This window comes from Bradyrhizobium sp. SZCCHNR1015, assembly GCF_032489875.1.
GTDB lineage: Bacteria > Pseudomonadota > Alphaproteobacteria > Rhizobiales > Xanthobacteraceae > Bradyrhizobium.
On sequence record NZ_JAUEYW010000020.1, the window covers coordinates 14,904 to 33,199 of the forward strand.

At 65.0% G+C, this 18,296-nt stretch carries 20 protein-coding genes and 1 tRNA gene; 12 read left to right on the plus strand and 9 right to left on the minus strand.

Annotation, left to right across the window (positions count from 1 at the left end):
• Positions 1-139 precede the first annotated feature (139 nt).
• The 3 genes from QX128_RS28935 (at position 140) to QX128_RS28945 (ending at position 3,110) form a co-directional block, all read left to right on the plus strand.
• Positions 140-1,375, plus strand: coding sequence for a hypothetical protein (locus QX128_RS28935; RefSeq protein WP_316177690.1), 1,236 nt, complete (start codon positions 140-142; stop codon positions 1,373-1,375).
• Between the two features lie 224 nt (positions 1,376-1,599).
• Positions 1,600-2,688: a hypothetical protein gene (locus QX128_RS28940; protein ID WP_316239213.1), complete on the plus strand. Its 1,089-nt coding sequence runs from the start codon at positions 1,600-1,602 to the stop codon at positions 2,686-2,688.
• 215 nt (positions 2,689-2,903) lie between these two features.
• A complete protein-coding gene (locus QX128_RS28945) occupies positions 2,904-3,110 on the plus strand; it encodes a hypothetical protein (RefSeq protein WP_410053192.1) in 207 nt (68 codons plus the stop codon).
• Between the two features lie 13 nt (positions 3,111-3,123).
• Here QX128_RS28945 and QX128_RS28950 read toward each other — a convergent pair.
• From QX128_RS28950 to mobA, 5 genes are all read right to left on the minus strand, one after another.
• Positions 3,124-3,199 (minus strand) — tRNA-Ile (locus QX128_RS28950).
• A 175-nt stretch (positions 3,200-3,374) separates the two neighbouring features.
• Positions 3,375-4,346, minus strand: a complete 972-nt coding sequence (locus QX128_RS28955; protein ID WP_316177694.1) for a tripartite tricarboxylate transporter substrate binding protein — start codon at positions 4,344-4,346, stop codon at positions 3,375-3,377.
• Positions 4,347-4,429: 83 nt separating this feature from the next.
• Positions 4,430-5,641, minus strand: a complete 1,212-nt coding sequence (locus QX128_RS28960) for an ABC transporter substrate-binding protein (protein ID WP_316239214.1) — start codon at positions 5,639-5,641, stop codon at positions 4,430-4,432.
• Between the two features lie 186 nt (positions 5,642-5,827).
• Positions 5,828-6,418 (minus strand): cation transporter, encoded by a 591-nt coding sequence (locus tag QX128_RS28965; protein WP_316177697.1) that lies wholly within the window; start codon positions 6,416-6,418, stop codon positions 5,828-5,830.
• Positions 6,419-6,427: 9 nt separating this feature from the next.
• A complete protein-coding gene (mobA, locus tag QX128_RS28970) occupies positions 6,428-7,057 on the minus strand; it encodes a molybdenum cofactor guanylyltransferase MobA (protein WP_316239215.1) in 630 nt (209 codons plus the stop codon).
• Positions 7,058-7,298: 241 nt separating this feature from the next.
• Here mobA and mobB point away from each other — a divergent pair, with 241 nt between their 5' ends.
• The 4 genes from mobB (at position 7,299) to QX128_RS28990 (ending at position 10,994) form a co-directional block, all read left to right on the plus strand.
• Entirely contained in the window at positions 7,299-7,832 is a 534-nt protein-coding gene (mobB, locus tag QX128_RS28975; protein WP_316177702.1) for a molybdopterin-guanine dinucleotide biosynthesis protein B, read from the plus strand.
• 116 nt (positions 7,833-7,948) lie between these two features.
• Positions 7,949-8,188, plus strand: a complete 240-nt coding sequence (locus QX128_RS28980; protein ID WP_315805442.1) for a sulfurtransferase TusA family protein — start codon at positions 7,949-7,951, stop codon at positions 8,186-8,188.
• A gap of 732 nt (positions 8,189-8,920) precedes the next feature.
• Positions 8,921-10,576 (plus strand): OFA family MFS transporter, encoded by a 1,656-nt coding sequence (locus QX128_RS28985; protein WP_315805413.1) that lies wholly within the window; start codon positions 8,921-8,923, stop codon positions 10,574-10,576.
• Positions 10,577-10,748: 172 nt separating this feature from the next.
• Entirely contained in the window at positions 10,749-10,994 is a 246-nt protein-coding gene (locus tag QX128_RS28990) for a hypothetical protein (protein WP_316177704.1), read from the plus strand.
• Positions 10,995-11,019: 25 nt separating this feature from the next.
• Here QX128_RS28990 and dapA read toward each other — a convergent pair whose 3' ends face one another.
• From dapA to QX128_RS29010, 4 genes are all read right to left on the minus strand, one after another.
• Positions 11,020-11,970, minus strand: coding sequence for a 4-hydroxy-tetrahydrodipicolinate synthase (gene dapA / locus QX128_RS28995; protein WP_316239216.1), 951 nt, complete (start codon positions 11,968-11,970; stop codon positions 11,020-11,022).
• Positions 11,967-12,242: a hypothetical protein gene (locus tag QX128_RS29000; RefSeq protein ID WP_316177708.1), complete on the minus strand. Its 276-nt coding sequence runs from the start codon at positions 12,240-12,242 to the stop codon at positions 11,967-11,969. The genes dapA and QX128_RS29000 overlap by 4 nt, the downstream gene beginning before the upstream one ends.
• Before the next feature lie 136 nt (positions 12,243-12,378).
• Entirely contained in the window at positions 12,379-12,663 is a 285-nt protein-coding gene (locus tag QX128_RS29005; protein WP_316239217.1) for a hypothetical protein, read from the minus strand.
• Between the two features lie 18 nt (positions 12,664-12,681).
• A complete protein-coding gene (locus QX128_RS29010; protein WP_316177712.1) occupies positions 12,682-13,122 on the minus strand; it encodes a hypothetical protein in 441 nt (146 codons plus the stop codon).
• Between the two features lie 297 nt (positions 13,123-13,419).
• Here QX128_RS29010 and QX128_RS29015 point away from each other — a divergent pair, with 297 nt between their 5' ends.
• The 5 genes from QX128_RS29015 to QX128_RS29035 all read left to right on the plus strand — a co-directional run bounded on the left by QX128_RS29015 (position 13,420) and on the right by QX128_RS29035 (position 18,267).
• Positions 13,420-13,575, plus strand: coding sequence for a hypothetical protein (locus tag QX128_RS29015; RefSeq protein WP_316239218.1), 156 nt, complete (start codon positions 13,420-13,422; stop codon positions 13,573-13,575).
• 10 nt (positions 13,576-13,585) lie between these two features.
• The gene (locus tag QX128_RS29020; RefSeq protein ID WP_042340291.1) at positions 13,586-13,675 is read left to right on the plus strand and encodes a K(+)-transporting ATPase subunit F; all 90 of its coding nucleotides are present in this window, start codon (positions 13,586-13,588) and stop codon (positions 13,673-13,675) included.
• 34 nt (positions 13,676-13,709) lie between these two features.
• Positions 13,710-15,413, plus strand: a complete 1,704-nt coding sequence (kdpA, locus tag QX128_RS29025; protein WP_316239219.1) for a potassium-transporting ATPase subunit KdpA — start codon at positions 13,710-13,712, stop codon at positions 15,411-15,413.
• A 16-nt stretch (positions 15,414-15,429) separates the two neighbouring features.
• Entirely contained in the window at positions 15,430-17,550 is a 2,121-nt protein-coding gene (kdpB, locus tag QX128_RS29030) for a potassium-transporting ATPase subunit KdpB (protein WP_316239220.1), read from the plus strand.
• A gap of 114 nt (positions 17,551-17,664) precedes the next feature.
• Positions 17,665-18,267, plus strand: coding sequence for a K(+)-transporting ATPase subunit C (locus tag QX128_RS29035; protein WP_315805419.1), 603 nt, complete (start codon positions 17,665-17,667; stop codon positions 18,265-18,267).
• Positions 18,268-18,296: the final 29 nt, after the last annotated feature.

Genomic DNA, 18,296 nt, shown 5'->3' on the forward strand with positions numbered 1-18,296 from the left:
GCGGCTCGCCGGCTGGACGCCGAGCGGCCTTGCATTGCCCCCAGAGCAAGCCTAGCTTGTTGCAAGCCTTGGTAGAAATCAGCTTTGCTGCGGCAACGCGCCGCGCAGCTCTCGCTGCGAAATTCATTGGGAGCGGGACGTGCGCTCTATTCCAATTCCTCGGCTCAATGGGCCTTTTTGGACCATCGTCCTTCAACTGGCGACATGCTTGCTTCCCGGCCTGGCGTGGGGCGACGCTCCCAGCAAGCCGGCGTTGACGGTTGTTCTCGAGCGCAATGAAATCCTCGCCGGCCAGACGATGAGCTTCGGCATATGGATTGAGAATGCCACCGAAGCCAGGATCATTGACGCGGGTCTTAGCTTGTTTGGTCCTCCGTTTTTGAGGATCGGAAGCCTCGGGCCAGACGGCACATGCGCCGTAAAAGACACCATCGGTCTCGGCACTGTTGAGCCCGGTTCGACTTTGGTGCGCAGCAGAATGTGCCTCAAAGCCGATTCCAGCATCGAAGAGCGCGACGAGAACCTGGCGTTCAGTGTCAGTTATTCGCTCCAAAACGTGAAGGACAGCAGAACGACCGCCGGCGCATTGGTAGCGGAAAAGAAGATGAGCATCGGCCTTTTTGGGACTGAGAGCGTCGGCGGTGTTTCGCTCCGCCTCGCGTCGTACGTCATTCCCGGCACGTTCTTCTTGATGATTTTGCGGCTATTCGCACCCAAGGAGTCAAAAATCGAACTCGGCGCGACCGAGTCCGTTACACTCAGCATTTTTATCTCGACTCTTTTGTTCCTTGGGACGGCGTATCTCATTCCTTCCTTGCAGCTGCGTTTTGCGGGGATCGGATCAACCGTGAGCGCGATCGCGTTTCTCGCGCTGTGTGGCACTGCAATTGTGCTTGGCGGAGTCTTGGCTGCCGTCCTGCAAGGTATTTCAAGGATCGGCGCTCGGGAGCGCAATGCGCGCATTGTCCAAGAAAACGATGGGGTCGGCCCGATAATTCAGAAAGCTGTGCGTGCGGCCGGGGGCAAATTCGATCCGGTTATGATGATCGCGGATGGCAGGCAATACTTCGGCTCGCTTGTCGTGCCTGCGAGCAATGGTGGCAGGATTCTGCTCGGCTGGTTTCAGCTGAAGGCCCCTGATGCGAAGTGCCGATCGGAACTGAAAGAATGGTTTGATAAAGATGAGTTCGTCAAACCGATTGAAGCAGCAGCCCGATGGGGAGTCGAACCGACCATGTTCGATCCGATCAAGGAATCAAAGGCCGGCAATCTGGAGCCGACCGAATTTCTCTGGATGTACTTTGACGAAAAGGCTGCGCGGTTGCCCGCCGGGCGCGAGGATCTTGCACAAATGAAACCGCTCACCTTGACCTGAACAGCCGGCCAGGACCGGCCTTGCGGCCGGTCCCAGGAGATCGCTGCCGCCTTGCTCGCCTGGTCGGTAAGCACTGGCGGCATATTTGGGCAGTCGCCCAGCTGTACAGCTCGGTGAGACTAGCGCGCATAGCGCGAGAAGACAATGGTTTGCGGATGACCGGTGAAGCGAGATGCCGGGGATGCTGCGCTTGTGAGGTAATCGATCTTGTGAGGAAATCGACAATGGCGCGCGTTGTCTATTGTGTTTTTGACGTCCACCTCTGGTCGCAGCCGTTCGTTGCGGCCGATTTTGATCCACGGGTTCACTTCCTTTGGTCCGCTCGTGAATATCGTGAGATGCGCAGCCAGGGGGCCAAGATTGAGCTCGCGAACCTTGTCCTTCTTCCACTGAACGATGAATTCGACCTGCGCCGGAATCACTTCTGGCCGCGCTATCAGGCGGTCGCCAGCAATATCGCGGGGACCATAACCTCGTTTGGAGATGCCTGCGATCTTGTGTGGCCTCTGCGCTGCAGGCCCCGGAATCTCGATTTAACGCTCAACGAGGCCGTGTGGCACACCGCAGGGAAAGTGCGGTCAACGATGTGGCTTTGGCCGTTCGGCTGGTCTTCCATGCTCGAGATCGACCTTCCCGCAGACGATGAGTTTGACGGCCTGCTGGATATTGGAGTCTCGTTGCGTGAGAAGGACCCGGCTCCTTTGCTTCTGAAGGGAAAGGCGGTCGGGGTATCCGGCGCGCTTGCTCATCTCTCCCAACTCGTCAGGCAGGATCTGTGCACGCCGGCCGCACAGGGAAGGGCGATGGAAACGACCCGCCTTCCGCGCTACGTAGTCTGCGCGCTCGAACTGTCGAAAGGATTTCAGATCCGTGAGAACATTCCTGTCGCGGATCAGATGCTGTTGATCGGGGCTGTGCGCGGACAGCAGCTCGACCTCACCAAGTTTCTCAGCAATCGTCCGCTATTTACTCGGCTCGGCTACGGCAATTTTGCCGTTACCGATTTCGATGCGGGGACCGCAATCGTGCAGCGGCATTGGCAGGACCGGCCGGGCACAAAGCTCGAAAGCAATCATTGCTTCTACGTCAACACACGGAACTTTTTCTCGATTTTTCTGACACTTCATCGAATGATCTCCTACTTCACCGTGAAGTCAAAGGACGATGCAAGGGCGGTGGCGGCTGCATCAGTGCTTGCGTCCTTACCTGCCGAGTATCAAAACAAGCTCTGCTCGGATTTCGCCTCAAAATACGCGCCGCTGCACGGTGTTTCTGTTGCCGGTAACAAGAATCCCGCTCTGCCAGCTTCTTGAGGCAACAGTGCAGTATTCGCTACGCTGATCGTTCAGGGGATCGCAGGTCAATGTGCGGGAACATACGAGGCGGTCTTGGGCCAGGTGCGCCGCCGGGTGCCGCCCACGACTGCGTCCTGTTCGACGTGTCGAGATGCTACGCGGCTCGCAGATGCAGGTGGGGATTGGGCGCAGAGCCCGCTCTTGGCGCTCGCGCCGCGCCACACGGCGGCGACGTGGCTTATGCAGCGGCGCGGGGTTCGTGGCAGGCCGCAGGCTTTCTCGGAATGTCGGTCAAGGTGCTGCTCGACACCTTCGGCCATCATCTCGCGGATTACGTGCGCGAGGCCGCGGCCGCGAATGCCTCGAAGGATCGCAAGCAGAACCTATCGGTGGTCGAAACGGTGGTTCACTTCGAAAAACACTTGGCGCGTAAGCCGTAACTCTTGAGCTCATTGGTGGGCCCGGCAGGACTCGAACCTGCAACCAGACCGTTATGAGCGGTCGGCTCTAACCATTGAGCTACAGGCCCCCGCGACGCTGAGGTCTTGCCGGCGGCGGGCAGGAGCGGGCCTGTCCGGCGCGGCATCGGAACCCCAACGACGGCTCGGGCTCCGTTTACAGCCTGGCCAGCCATCCGGCAATGCCGCTGCCCGATTGTTTTGGCGCGGCTCCGTCGCACGGTCCCGTCCAGGCCCGCCGCGACGCTAGTCCACCGAAACCCCGGCGAATTCCACCACCTTGCGCCACTTCTCGGTCTCGTCGACGACCAGCTTGCCGAACTCCGCCGGTGTCATCGCGCGCGGGATGCCGCCGGTCTCGGTGAGCCGCGCCACCAGCTTGGGGTCCTTCAGCGCCTCGCCGACGGCCTTGTTGAGGATCTCGATGATCTCGGGCGGCGTGCCCTTGGGCGCCGAGATGCCGTAGAAGCCGACCGATTCGTAGCCGGGCACGGTCTCGGCGATCGCGGGCACGTCCGGCACCGTCGGCCAGCGCTGCGGCGAGGTGACGCCGAGCGCGCGGACGCTGCCGCCGCGCGACTGTTCCAGCGCCGTCGGGAGGTTGTCGAAGATCAACTGCACCTTGTTGGAGATGATGTCGGGAAAGGCCAGCGCCGAGCCGCGATAGGGCACATGCAGCATGTCGCATTTGGTCATCGCCTTGAACAGCTCGGCCGCCATGTGCACCGAGGTGCCGTTGCCCGAGGAGGCGAAGGCGATCTTGCCCGGGTTGGCCTTGCAGTAGTCGATGAACTCCTTGACGGTCTTGGCCGGCACGTCGTTGCTCACCACCAGCATGTTGGTGAGCTGCATGATGCTGGCGACCGGCACGGTGTCGCGGATGAAGTCATAAGGCAGCTTCTTGTAGAGCGAGGTGCTGATCGCGTTGTTGGGCGCGACGAACAGCAGCGTGTAGCCGTCGGGCGGGGAGTTGATCGCGGCCGCGGCCGCGATGTTGCCGCCCGAGCCGGTGCGGTTCTCGACCACGACCTGCTGGCCCAGGTGGTCGGACAGCCACTGCGCCATGATGCGGGCGACGATGTCGACCGGCCCGCCGGGGGCGAAGCCGATCAGCCAGCGGATGGGACGGTCCGGATAGGCGGCGAGCGCCGGTCCCGGTTTGGCGGCGAGTCCCGCCGCGACGATCAGCCCGAACAGCAGCGCGCGCGCCAGCTTCATGCCCGTCTTCCCCCATTGATTGTTGTCGTTCAGCTCGCATGCGGCGGCCCGGTCGCCCCGGCCGCCGATCGTTCAGGGCGCCGTCACTTCTTGATCAGCGGACACGCGGGATCGGGCGGGCCGAACGCGTCATCGCCTTTGATGGTCGCGAGGATCTTGTAGTAGTCCCAGGGATATTTGCTCTCCTCCGGCGATTTGACCTGCGCCAGCACGAGATCATGCACCATCAGATTGTCGGCGCGCAGCTTGCCGTTGCGGGCGAAGAAGTCCTCGACCGGCGTCTCACGCATCTTCGCGGCGACCGCGAGCGGATCGTCGCTGCCCGCCGCCTTGACGGCGTTGAGATAGTGCATGACGGCGGAATAGACGCCGGCCTGCCACATCGTCGGCATCCGGTTCATCTTGGCGAAATAGCGCTTCGACCATTCGCGCGTCTTGTCGTCCATGTCCCAGTAGAACGAGGTGGTGAGCAGGAGCCCTTGCGCGGCCGGCAGGCCGAGTGAATGAATGTCGGTGACCAGCGCGAGCAGCGCCGCCATCTGCTGTCCGCCCTTGAGCAGGCCGAACTCGGATGCGGTCTTGATCTCGTTCATGTTGTTGGGCGGGCCGGCGGCGATGCCGATGATCTTGGCCTTGGAGGCCTGCGCCTGCAGGATGAAGGACGACAGATCGGGCGTCGCGAATGGCGGCCGCACCGCGCCGACGACCTTGCCGCCATTGGCGGTGACGACGCTCGAGGCGTCGCGCTCCAGCGAATGGCCGAAGGCGTAGTCGTCGGTGATGAAGAACCAGCTGTCGCCGCCGCGCTTGACGACCTCCTTCGCCGTGCCGGTGGCGAGCGCGCGGGTGTCGAACACCCATTGCATCGCGTAGGGCGAGCAGAACTTGCCGTGGAAATCGGCGGCACCGGTCGACTGGGTGATGAACAGCTTCTTCTTCTCGGTGGCGATGGTCTGCACGGCGAGGCCCACCGCGGAGACCGGCACGTCGACGATGAGATCGACCTGCTCGGTGTCGTACCAGCGGCGCGCGATCGCAGCGCCGATGTCGGGCTTGAGCTGATGATCGCCGACGATGACGCTGATCGGCTTGTCCAGCACCTTGCCGCCGAAATCATCGACCGCCATCTGCGCCGCGGTGACGGATCCTTGTCCGGTCGGCGTCGAGGCCGGGCCGTTCATGTCGCTGAGCACGCCGATCTTGACGACGTTGTCGGAGATTTCGGCCTGCGCGGCGGTCGTGACCAGCAGCGCGGCTGCGGCCCACGCCGCCCGCTTCAAATAGCTGAGTTGCAATCAGTCCTCCACCGGTACCGGCGTGACGCCGTTGTTTGTTCCGGCTCTGCCGGCCGGTCCGCCTATCTGCAATCAATCCAGGGCGGCCGTCAATCATGCCGGACGGCGGAGCGGTGGAGCGGTCCTGTGCGCTGCAATGCCGCAAGGAGTGAGGTCGTCGCGCACGCGCGCGGGATGCTCGGCCGTTCAGGCCTTGGCGGTCTTTTGCTCCTCGTGCGCAGCCTCCCACACCTCGCGCGCGGCGTCCGCATTCATGAGCGCGATACCGACACCCACGATCAGGTCCGGCCAGATCGAGGGCCACACAAAGGCGGTCACGAGACCGACCGCGATGATCGCGATGTTGGCGAAGGCGTCGTTGCGTGCGGACAGGAAGGCGGCGCGGGTGAGGCTGCCCTGGTGGTCCCTGACCCGCGCCAGGATCAACGCGCAGCCGAGATTGACGATCAGCGCGCCGAGGCCGGTCACGGTGAGCGGCAGCGGTGCGGGTGCGATCGGCGTGAAGAACTTCTCGCCGGCGGTCCACAGTCCGGCGACCGCGGGCGCCAGCAGGATCAGCGCCAGCGCCTTGCCGAGCAGCGCCCGCTGCGGCGCGCTCCAGCGCAGCGCCAGCGCAATCAGGATGTTGACCGAGGCATCCTCCAGAAAGTCGACGCTGTCGGCAAACAGCGACACCGAGCCGATCGCCAGCGCCACGGCGAACTCGATGCCGAAATAGCCGAGATTGAGCGCGGCAACGACAAGCACGGCGCGGCGAACGATGGTTGTCGCGTCCATCAGGCGTCCTCAATCATCGAGAGCCGCGAGCCGCTCCGCCTCGGCGAGGTCGAGCGCGGTATTGGCATTGAAGAACGGATCCAGCGGAACCGACGGCCAGCTCACGGTCGCGACCTTGTAGCGCGCCGTGAAGCGGGTGACCTTCCGGATGTCCTCCGCGACCAGGGCGTGCCGGAGATCCTCGCGCAGCCCGACCGGCCACAGCCCGATCACTGGATGGGTCTGTCCGCCGGACGCCGCCACCGCCAGTTCGGCCTGCTCCGCCGCCCGCGCTGCGGCCAGCCGCGCGACCAGATCGCGCGGCAGGAAGGGGCAGTCGCCGGCGGCGCTCAGCATCCACCGTGCCTCCGGCATATGCGCCGCAACCCAGTCGAGCCCGGCGAGAATGCCGGCGAGCGGGCCCGGGAAGCCGGCGACGCCATCCGGCACGACGGCCAGGCCGTTGCCCGCGAAGCGCGCGGGGTCGCCGTTGGCATTTAGGATCAGCCGGCTGCACTGCGGCGCCAGCCGCGCGATCACGCGCTCCAGGATGGTGCGGCCGTCGACCATGCGCAACGGCTTGTCGCCGCCGCCCATCCGCTGCGCGCGACCGCCGGCGAGCAGCACGCCGGGGATCGAAGTCGAGGTCATGGCTGTCATCGCGGGCTCGTTACCACGACTGCTGCCAGGGCGTCAGCGTCGGCCCGCGCGCGATCCACCATTTGCGCCTGCGCGGCGGCCGTACCGGCATGCCCCTCCCCGACGAGCCCTTGCCTGGTCCGCGCGGCTGCTGGCATGACATCGCCAAGAGTGGATATGGCGTTCCACGGGGCCTTCGGGCCATCGATCGATCCCGCGCTCCTGGCTGTGCAAAAGCGCCGGGGCCTTTCTGGAGACTGCGATGAAAGTCATCGGCCTCGCCGGCTGGAGCGGCGCCGGCAAGACCACGCTGCTGACGCGGCTGATTCCTCATCTCAGGGGGCAGGGACTGCGCGTCTCGGTGATCAAGCACGCCCATCACAAGTTCGACGTCGACGTCCCGGGCAAGGATTCGTGGCGGCATCGCGAGGCCGGGGCCGAGGAGGTTCTCGTCGCGTCGGGCACGCGCTGGGCGCTGATGCACGAGCTGCGAGGCGCAAGGGAGCCGGCCCTCGCGGAGCTGCTGGCGAGATTGTCTCCCGTCGATCTGGTCGTCATCGAAGGCTACAAGGCCGGCCCGCATCGCCGCATCGAGGTGCATCGCGCAGCCAATGGCAAGCCGCTGATGTTTCCCGACGATCCGGGCATTGTCGGGCTCGTCAGCGACGGCGATGCCGAGACGGCGTTGCCGCGCGCTCATCTCGACGATATCCCGGCGGTCGCGGCACTCGTCCAATATCTGGCGATGCCGCGGGCGGACGTTCTCGCGCTGGGCGACAAACCTGGTGTTCCATGATGGAACTCGCGAGTTCGCACCCGCATCTTCTGGCATTCATGGAACCCAGTTCCGGGTTCCATGGGATGATGCGACCCGGGTTGACGTGCCGGAACCGCTTCTCCATGGTCGCGCGCATGATGATGACGAGGCTGGATCTGACGGGCCTGAAGTGCCCATTGCCGGTGCTGAAGACCCGGAAGGCGCTGCAGACGCTCAAGGCGGGAGAGCGGCTCGAAGTGTGCTGTACCGATCCGCTCGCGGTGATCGACATCCCGAATCTGGTGCGGCAGACCGGGGATCGGGTCGAGAGCGTCGATCGCACCGAGCGCGGCATTCTGTTTCGGATCGAGAAGGCCGCGGAACCGGCCGGATGATCCGCGCGGCGACGACATCCTCTGCTGCTGGCTGCTCGAACTACGTAGTTCGCGCGATGTCTCGGCGCATCGATGTGTCAAGGGATCGTGCTGCTTCCTATCGTCGCAGGGGCGCCAACCCGAGCTCACAACAATGCCGCGTTCTCAGTCCAGGCTTGCGATGCTGTTGCCAGGCAAGGACAAGTTGTTCCTTCTTCACGTTTCCGCGAGCGCGGGCATGCGGCGTCGAGCCGTGTCCGTCGCTGATGGTCCGCACATCTCATTAGTTGATTCCATCAGGGATGGCCGTGACGCGTCGGGAAAGTAATCGAGAGCAACATGACTACAGCCGTGAGTGGCGGTCGCGTTGGTTGCACGTGAATTTGTGTGTTTGTTAGCAACACATTCGCGCTGCAGTGCGATCAATCCACCAAGATTGACCGATTATTACCATTTTACTATCGACAATTTGCCTCGGTTCTGCACCAATTGGGGCGCTTCCGCGGAGGTTGCGGGGGGCGAGTCATGCCCGCTGGGGAGCGGGCCAGGCAGAACAGCGGCACAAGCAAGAATGGTGACGGCATAACGTCTCGGGTGGGGTGTTATGCGCATCGAGGCAGTGATGAGCGTTTGTGCGTTGCAAGACTGCTCTGGTACGCGATAGCGGGCGGGGTGAGTGGGCGTATTGATTCTGATCAAGGGGACAGAACATGACGTTGTTGCGTTGGACGAGAGTCCGTAGGGGAGGAATGCATGGCTACCATTGAAAGCGCGGGCACGCTCCCGGGCGCGCAGGCGGGAATCTTCGATCGTGAGCACACGGTCGCCAAGGCCGGGTTCAACCGCTGGCTGGTTCCTCCGGCTGCGCTGTGCATCCATCTGTGCATCGGCATGGCCTATGGCTTCTCGGTGTTCTGGCTGCCGCTGTCACGCGCGATCGGCGTGACCAAGACCCAGGCCTGTCCGGACATGTCCCTGGTGCAGGAGCTGTTCACGACGAGCTGCGACTGGAAGGTCGCGAGCCTCGGCTGGATGTACACCCTGTTCTTCGTGCTGCTCGGCGCCTCCGCGGCGATCTGGGGCGGCTGGCTCGAACGGGCCGGACCGCGCAAGGCGGGCGCCGTCGCGGCCTGCTGCTGGGGCGGCGGCCTGCTGTTCGCAGCGCTCGGCATCTACGTGCATCAGCTCTGGATGATGTGGCTCGGTGCCGGCGTCATCGGCGGCATCGGCCTCGGCCTCGGCTACATCTCGCCGGTGTCAACCCTGGTGAAATGGTTCCCGGACCGGCGCGGCATGGCGACCGGCATGGCGATCATGGGCTTCGGCGGCGGCGCGATGATCGGCGCCCCGCTCGCCAACCTGCTGATGAACTACTTCAAGACCCCGACCTCGGTCGGTGTCTGGGAGACCTTCGTCACGATGGGCGTGATCTATTTCGTGTTCATGATGATCGGCGCCTTCGCCTATCGCGTCGCTCCGGTCGGCTGGCAGCCCGAGGGCTGGACGCCGCCGGCAGTGAAGAAGGCGATGATCTCGGAGCACCATGTGCATCTCGACAACGCGCACAAGACTCCGCAGTTCTGGCTGGTCTGGTGGGTGCTCTGCTTGAACGTGTCGGCAGGCATCGGCGTGATCGGCATGGCCTCGCCGATGCTGCAGGAGATCTTCGCCGGCAAGCTGATCGGTTTGCCCGACGTCAGCTTCAACCAGCTCGACGCCACCCAGAAGGCGGCGATTGCGGGCATCGCGGCAGGCTTTGCCGGCCTGCTGTCGCTGTTCAACATTGGCGGCAGGTTCTTCTGGGCGTCGCTGTCGGACCACATCGGCCGCAAGAACACCTATTACTGCTTCTTCCTGATCGGCATCGTGCTCTATGCGCTGGCGCCGACCTTCGCAGCGATGGGTTCGAAGCTGCTGTTCGTGGCGGCCTTCGCCATCATCCTCTCGATGTATGGTGGCGGCTTCGCGACGGTCCCGGCCTATCTGGCCGACCTGTTCGGCACCCAGTTCGTGGGCGCCATCCACGGCCGGCTGCTGACGGCCTGGGCCACGGCCGGCATCATCGGTCCGGTGGTCGTCAACTACATCCGCGAGTTCCAGCTCGCCGCCGGCGTGCCGCGCGACCAGCTGTACAACACGACGATGTATATTCTCTGCGCCATGCTCCTGGCCGGCCTGATCTGCAACTTCCTGATCAAGCCCGTCGATGACAAGTGGAACATGAGCGCGGACGACGTCGCGAAGTACCAGGCGGAGCTCGCCAAGAACGAGTCGGCGATCCAGCACGGGTCGTTCGGCATCGGCAAGGGTGGCCTCGACGTCAAGGCCGGCTTGTTCTGGGCCTTCGTCGGCGTGCCGCTGGCATGGGGTGTCTGGAAGACGCTGGAAAGCGCGGTCAAGATCTTCTGATCCGAACCGGATCGGAGCGTGCGGGGCGGCCGGTTCGGCCGCCCCGTTTTTTTGGGCGACTTATGCTTTTCCTATGAGAGATGAAGTCAGCCCGTCTCGCATTCCTACGGCGAGGGGCTCCATCTTCCGCTTTGCCGGCCGGATGTCGCGCCGGCCTTGGCGGAGAATGAACATGAGCTCGGTCGAACCGTTTCGCGACGTCCGTGGCGCTTACGTCGCCTGGGCCCTGCGGCCTTCGCGCCTGATCAAGACGCTGCGCAAGACTGTCAGGGCCATCCGTGCGGCGATTGCCGTAGCCAAGCTCCGGCGCCTGCGCAACGAGTTGCTCTTCCGGCGCGGCTCTGGAGCGACGATCGAACTCGACGCCAGGCATCGGCCGCAAGCGCCTTTGCTTCTCGGCGACAAATGGGACTTCTGAGGCCTTCGGCCTGCGGATCGCCCTCTCAAAGCTGTGCTGCGTGCTTCGGAGACGTCGCGGCAGACGAGGCGCTCAGCCGCGCCATCGCTTGTCCGATCATTGTCTTCGCCGCCCCGTCAAGCTCGGTCAACGGCAAGCGCACACCGGCCGCAACAAGGCCCTGCAGGCTCAGGGCATATTTCAATGCCGCCGGCGCATCGCGATTGAACGCCTCGATCAGCGGCAGCAACCTGCCGTGCAGCCGTCGTGCCGCGCGCCAGCGCGCGCGCTGGCAGGTGGCGAACAGCACGTTGCAGAGCTCCGGCGCGACGTTGGCCGCCAGCGAGAAGCAGCCATCGCCACCAGCGGCCGCGAACGGCACCGCCGCCATATCGTCGCCCGACAACAGGCGAAAGCCGGGTGGCGTCAGTGATCGCAGATGAACGGCGCGCGCGGTATCACCGGTGCTGTCGCGCAAGCCGACGAATTGCGCCCATCGCGACAGGCGGATCAGCGTCTCGTCCGGCAGCGCGCGCCCCGTGCGCGAGGGGCAATCATGCAGGATGACCGGCAGTGTGGTTGAGTCTCCGACCGCGCGGAAGTGCGCGTAGATGCCCTCTGCCGTAGGCCGGTTGTAGTAGGGGACCACCGACATGATCGCATCGGCGCCCGCGGCCACCGCCTGCCGGGTGTTTTGCACGGCCTGGAGCGTCGCGTTGGAGCCCGCGCCGGCAATGACGCGAACCCGATTGCAGGCCGCGGTCACAGCCGCGCGAATGACCGCTTCGCGCTCCGCTGCCGTCAGCGTGGACGCTTCACCCGCGGTCTCGCAGACCAGGATCGCGCTGGCGCCGGCTTCGATCTGCCGCTCGCACAATCGGGCGAGTGCGGCGATGTCGACTGCGCCGGTCGCATCGAACGGCGTCGGAATGTCTGCGATCGTGCCGGTCAGCCATCGTGCGGCAGGTCCACGCGGCGGCGTCGGGGCGGCACTCATGCGATCGGCCGCCGGCTGCTGCCAAACAACAGTCCGACGGGCGCGAAGCGTCCGTTGGTGTCGAGCTCGATCGTGCGCGACAGCTCGACGATCGTCTCCGGATGATGGCCATTCTCGAACAGTGCATATTTCATCGCTTCGGCGCGGCTGACGAACAGGCCGCCATAGAGGCCGTTCTGCTCCTGGGCAACCCATTGGCCGCAGCTATTCCGACCGATGAGGACGAGGGCGGCAGCAGGCTTGTGACACGACGGAGGTTCGACGAGCTTCATGGACGTGGTCCCTCTGGTTCAAGCGCGCATCTCGTGAGATGACGTTGCGTTGGTTCATCGAATATCGCGGTGTACGGATAGGAATTCGAGGCGGCGGAGCGGTCGACGTCATAGGCGCCGCGTAGGCACGCGCCGGTCAGGATTCCGAGAGCTGGTTGAGTGCCATGACGCCGCAGTAGAGCGAGAGATAGCCGACCATCTCGTCCCAATGATTGAGGCTTGCGTTGAAGACGCGCTCACGGCGCAGCGTGGCGAGCACGGCACATAGGATGACGGTCATCCAGAGCAGGGCAGCGAGGCTGCGCCCGAAGCCGATGCTGCCGAACGTCGCGAACAGAACGAGGATCGCGGTTCGCAGCCCGAAGCGAAGCAATGCTCTGGCCGGGGACAGCTCCACGGGCTCGCCGGCCGGGAGGATCATCGCCGCGCTCTCGTCCTCTCAGAAATTGTCGCAGCAGAGCAGGGTTGCGAGCACGGGCTCGGCGGAGCGTTCTCCGGAGACGGGCAGCGTCGGCTCGAGGCGACGCGCCTCGGCGGCTGCGTGGAGAATGGCGAGGGCGAGATCGGTGTGTCTGGCCTCGGCGCAATGGTCGAGCCAGTCCGGCAACTCGCGTCGTTGTGAGAGCGCGCAGTGCCATTCGCCGTCATCATAGGCGAGGCGGCGGAGCGACCATCGCGGCAATTGCAGCGCGATCAGCTCCAGCGCGGCATCGATCCGGGCCTCCGCCTGCATCATCCGGCCGATCCGGATCCGGCGCCGTCCGCGCGCCGACAGCGGCGAGACGCCATCGTCCTCGCCGAGAAGGTCGGTCAGCAGCGCGGCTGTTTCCTGCGCGGCCTGCCGTGGCTCGGCGAAATCTCGGGGTGTCGTGACCGGCATGATGATGCTCCGTCGTGATTGAGCGACGGCCCGCACCGGGCCGTGCCAACAATCTGGCGGCAGCGGCCGTAGGAATGCGAGACGGGCGAGGCCAGGAAGAAATAAGCGGCGCATAAGCGTGCGGCGCCACCGTGGGCGCTCCCTATGCAGCGGCGCTCATCGTCGGCCGGCTTCGGCCGCGGAATGCCGCGATCTTTATGAGATTCCTATAACTTTGCCGGCGGCGCGGTCTCGAAAACCTATGGTTCCGAATGCCATCTGTGCCGATGCAACGGACCGCGGGGCGCGGATGGGGGTTTGATCCATCACAAGTTGCGCGCTCCCGCAGACCCTACGCGTTGCGCGCCTCGCGCGCATGAGGAGCACACCATGCTGGACATCCTGATGCTGGCGCTGGCCGCCGGCTTATTCGCCCTGGCGATCGGCTACACCTACGCCTGCGAGCGGCTCTAGGAGACGAGCCATGATCTTCGACTATTCGCTCGCCGGCGCGGTGTCGCTCGGCCTTCTGATCTACCTCACCTACGCGCTGTTGCGGCCCGAGCGGTTCTGACCGCCACCGTCGCACCCTCAAGGACAACATCCCCATGACCGTGATCGGCTGGATCCAGATCCTGCTCTACTGCGCCGTCATCGTCGCGCTCGCCAAGCCGCTCGGCTGGTACATGACGCGCGTCTTCAATGGCGAGCGCACCTTGCTGTCGCCGGTGCTGCGGCCGGTGGAGGCCGCGATCTACTGGATCGGCGGCGTCGACGAGCGCCGCGAGCAGCATTGGCTGACCTACACGGTCGCAATGCTGCTGTTCCATGTCGGCGGCTTCCTGATCATCTACGGCGTGATGCGGCTGCAGGCCGTGCTGCCGTTCAATCCCGCCGGACAGTCCGCGGTCGCCGAGGATCTCTCCTTCAACACCGCGATCAGCTTCCTGACCAACACCAACTGGCAGAACTACGGTGGCGAGAGCACGCTCTCTTATCTCGTCCAGATGCTCGGGCTCACCCACCAGAACTTCCTGTCGGCCGCGACGGGCATCGTGCTCGCGATCGCGCTGATCCGCGGCTTCTCGCGCGCCTCGGCGCGGACCGTCGGCAATTTCTGGGTGGATATCACACGCTGCACGCTCTATGTGCTGCTGCCGCTCTGCATCATCTACACGCTGTTCCTGGTGTCCCAGGGCATGCCGCAGACGCTCGGGCCCTATGTCGAGGCGACCACGCTGGAAGGGGCGAAGCAGACCATCGCGGTCGGCCCGGTGGCCTCGCAGGTCGCGATCAAGATGCTCGGCACCAATGGCGGCGGCTTCTTCAATGCCAACGCCGCGCATCCGTTCGAGAACCCGACCGCGCTGTCGAACTTCATCCAGATGCTCTCGATCTTCGCGCTCGGCGCCGCCCTGACCAACGTGTTCGGCCGCATGGTCGGCAACCAGCGCCAGGGCTGGGCGCTCCTCGCCGTGATGGGCGCGCTGTTCATCGCCGGCGTCGCCATCACCTACTGGGCCGAGGCCAACGGTACGACCACGCTGAACGCGCTGGGACTGACCGGCGGCAACATGGAAGGCAAGGAGGTCCGCTTCGGCATCGTCGCGTCGTCGCTGTTCGCCGTCATCACCACGGCCGCCTCCTGCGGCGCGGTCAATGCCATGCACGACAGCTTCACCGCGCTCGGCGGCATGATCCCGCTGATCAACATGCAGCTCGGCGAGATCATCGTCGGCGGCGTCGGCGCCGGCCTCTACGGCATGCTGCTGTTCGTCGTGCTCGCGATCTTCGTTGCCGGCCTGATGGTCGGGCGTACGCCGGAATATGTCGGCAAGAAGATCGAGGCCCGCGAGGTCAAGATGGCGATGCTGGCAATCCTGGTGCTGCCCTTGATGTATCTCGGCTGGACCGCGGTCGCGGTGGTGCTGCCACCGGCCGTCGCCTCGATGGCCAATGCCGGACCGCACGGCTTCACCGAGGTGCTCTACGCCTACACCTCGGCGACGGCCAACAACGGCTCGGCGTTCGCGGGCCTCACCGGCAACACCTTCTTCTACAACCTGACGCTCGCCTGCTCGATGTTCGTCGGCCGCTTCTTCATGATCATCCCGGCGATGGCGATCGCGGGCTCGCTCGCGCAGAAGAAGTCGATCCCGCCCTCGGCCGGCACGTTCCCGACCACCGGCGGCCTGTTCGTCGGCCTCGTCGTCGGCGTCATCCTGATCATCGGCGGCCTCACCTTCTTCCCGGCTCTCGCCCTCGGTCCGATCGTCGAGCATCTCGCGATGGCCGCCGGCACCGTGTTCTGATTTCGGAGCGACCTCCATGGACACCATCAAACTGCAGAAGCGCTCGTCGATGTCGACGATGCTCGACCCGAAGATCGTGCTGCCGGCCATCAAGGCCGCGGTGGTCAAGCTCGACCCGCGGCTGATGATCAGGAACCCCGTGATGTTCGTGGTCGAGGTCGTCGCGGCGCTCACCACGGTAATCTTCCTGCGCGACGTCGTAACCGGCGGCGCGAATCTCGGCTTCACCTTCCAGATCATTCTCTGGCTGTGGTTCACCGTGCTGTTCGCCAATTTCGCCGAAGCCGTCGCCGAAGGCCGCGGCAAGGCGCAGGCGGATTCGCTGCGCAAGACGCGCACCGAGAGCCAGGCCAAGCTGCTGACGGGCACGAACCCGGCCGACCACACCTACAAGCTCGTGCCCGGAACCAGCTTGAAGGTCGGCGACCTCGTGCTGGTCGAGGCCGGCGACACGATCCCGTCCGACGGCGAGGTGATCGAGGGCGTCGCCTCGGTCAACGAGGCTGCGATCACCGGCGAGTCCGCTCCGGTCATCCGGGAGTCCGGCGGCGACCGCTCGGCGGTAACCGGCGGCACGCAGGTGCTGTCGGACTGGATCCGCGTCAGGATCACCGCGGCCCAGGGCTCGACCTTCATCGACCGCATGATCAAGCTGGTCGAGGGAGCCGAGCGACAGAAGACGCCGAACGAGATCGCGCTCAACATCCTGCTCGCCGGCCTCACCATCATCTTCGTGTTCGCGACGGTGACGATCCCGAGCTACGCGGCCTATGCCGGCGGCTCGATCTCGGTGGTGGTGCTGGTGGCGCTGTTCGTGACCTTGATCCCGACCACGATCGGCGCGCTGCTGTCGGCGATCGGCATCGCCGGCATGGACCGCCTGGTGCGCTTCAACGTGCTGGCGATGTCCGGCCGCGCGGTCGAGGCCGCCGGCGACGTCGATACGCTGCTGCTCGACAAGACCGGCACCATCACGCTCGGCAATCGGCAGGCGACTGCGTTCCGTCCCGTCCGGGGCGTCAGCGAGCAGGAGCTGGCCGACGCGGCGCAGCTCGCCTCGCTCGCCGACGAGACCCCGGAGGGCCGCTCCATCGTGGTGCTCGCGAAGGACAAATACGGTATCCGCGGCCGCGACATGGCCGAGCTCGGCGCCACCTTCGTGCCGTTCACGGCGCAGACCCGCATGAGCGGCGTCGATGCCGGCGGTTCCTCGGTGCGCAAGGGCGCGGTCGACGCCATCCTCAACTCCATCGGCGGCGGCGGCCCGACCCAGCCCGTCTCCGGCAACACGGCGCGCGCGGTCCAGCCGGTCGAGAGCGAGCTTGTCCGCGAGATCCGTGCAATCTCCGACGACATCGCCAAATCCGGCGGCACGCCGCTCGCGGTCGCCAGGGACGGGCGCCTGCTCGGCGTCATCCAGCTCAAGGATATCGTCAAGGGCGGCATCCGCGAACGTTTCGCCGAGCTGCGCCGGATGGGCATCCGCACCATCATGATCACCGGCGACAACCCGATGACCGCGGCGGCGATCGCCGCCGAAGCCGGCGTCGACGATTTCCTGGCGCAGGCGACCCCCGAGGACAAGCTCAAGCTGATCCGAGACGAGCAGGCCAAGGGCAAGCTGGTCGCCATGTGCGGCGACGGCACCAACGACGCGCCGGCGCTGGCGCAAGCCGATGTCGGCGTCGCCATGAACACCGGCACGCAGGCCGCGCGCGAGGCCGGCAACATGGTCGATCTCGATTCCAACCCGACCAAGCTGATCGAGGTGGTGGAGATCGGCAAGCAGCTCTTGATGACGCGCGGCGCGCTGACGACGTTCTCGATCGCCAACGACGTCGCCAAATATTTCGCGATCATCCCGGCGATGTTCCTGGCGTTCTACCCGCAGCTGAACGTGCTGAACGTCATGAACCTCGCGAGCCCGCAGAGCGCGATCCTGTCGGCGATCATCTTCAACGCGCTCGTCATCATCGCGCTGATCCCGCTGGCGCTGAAGGGCGTCGCCTACCGCGCCATCGGCGCCGGCGCGCTGCTCGGCCGCAACCTGATGATCTATGGCCTGGGCGGCATCATCATCCCCTTCATCGGCATCAAGGCAATCGACCTGATCGTGACCGCCTTGCACCTGGCTTGAACCACCACCGGCGTGATTGCGAGCGAAGCGACGCAATCCAGAGTCTCGTACACAGCCCTGGATTGCTTCGTCGCTTCGCTCCTCGCAATGACGCCGCGACACAGGAGATCTCCCATGCTCAAAGAAATCCGTCCCGCCATCCTGGTCCTGCTCGCGCTGACCTTGATCACCGGGCTGCTGTATCCGCTCGCCATGACCGTCGTCGCCGGCACCATCTTCCCGGCGCAGGCCGAAGGCAGTCTGATCACGCGCAACGGCCAGGTGATCGGCTCGGCGCTGATCGGGCAGGAATTCAAGGACGACAAATATTTCCACGGCCGTCCGTCGGCGACCTCGGCCGCCGATCCGAACGATGCGACCAAGACGGTGCCGGCGCCCTATAACGCCGCCAACTCCTCCGGCTCCAATCTCGGCCCGACCAGCAAGGCGCTGGCCGACCGCGTCAAGGAGGATGTTGACAGGCTGAAGGCGGAGAATCCTGGGCAGGCCGTGCCGGTCGATCTGGTGACGACCTCGGCGAGCGGGCTCGATCCGGACATCTCGCCGGAGGCGGCGCTGTTCCAGGTGCCGCGGGTGGCCAAGGCGCGCGGCTTGCCGGAGGCCAGCGTTCAGGGCCTGATCGCCCAGCAGACTAAGGGCCGTCTGCTCGGACTGCTCGGCGAACCCCGCGTTAACGTGCTTGCGCTCAATCTGGCGCTCGACGCTGCCAAGCCGTAGTGAGGCCTTAGAGGTCCCGGCCTTGGCGC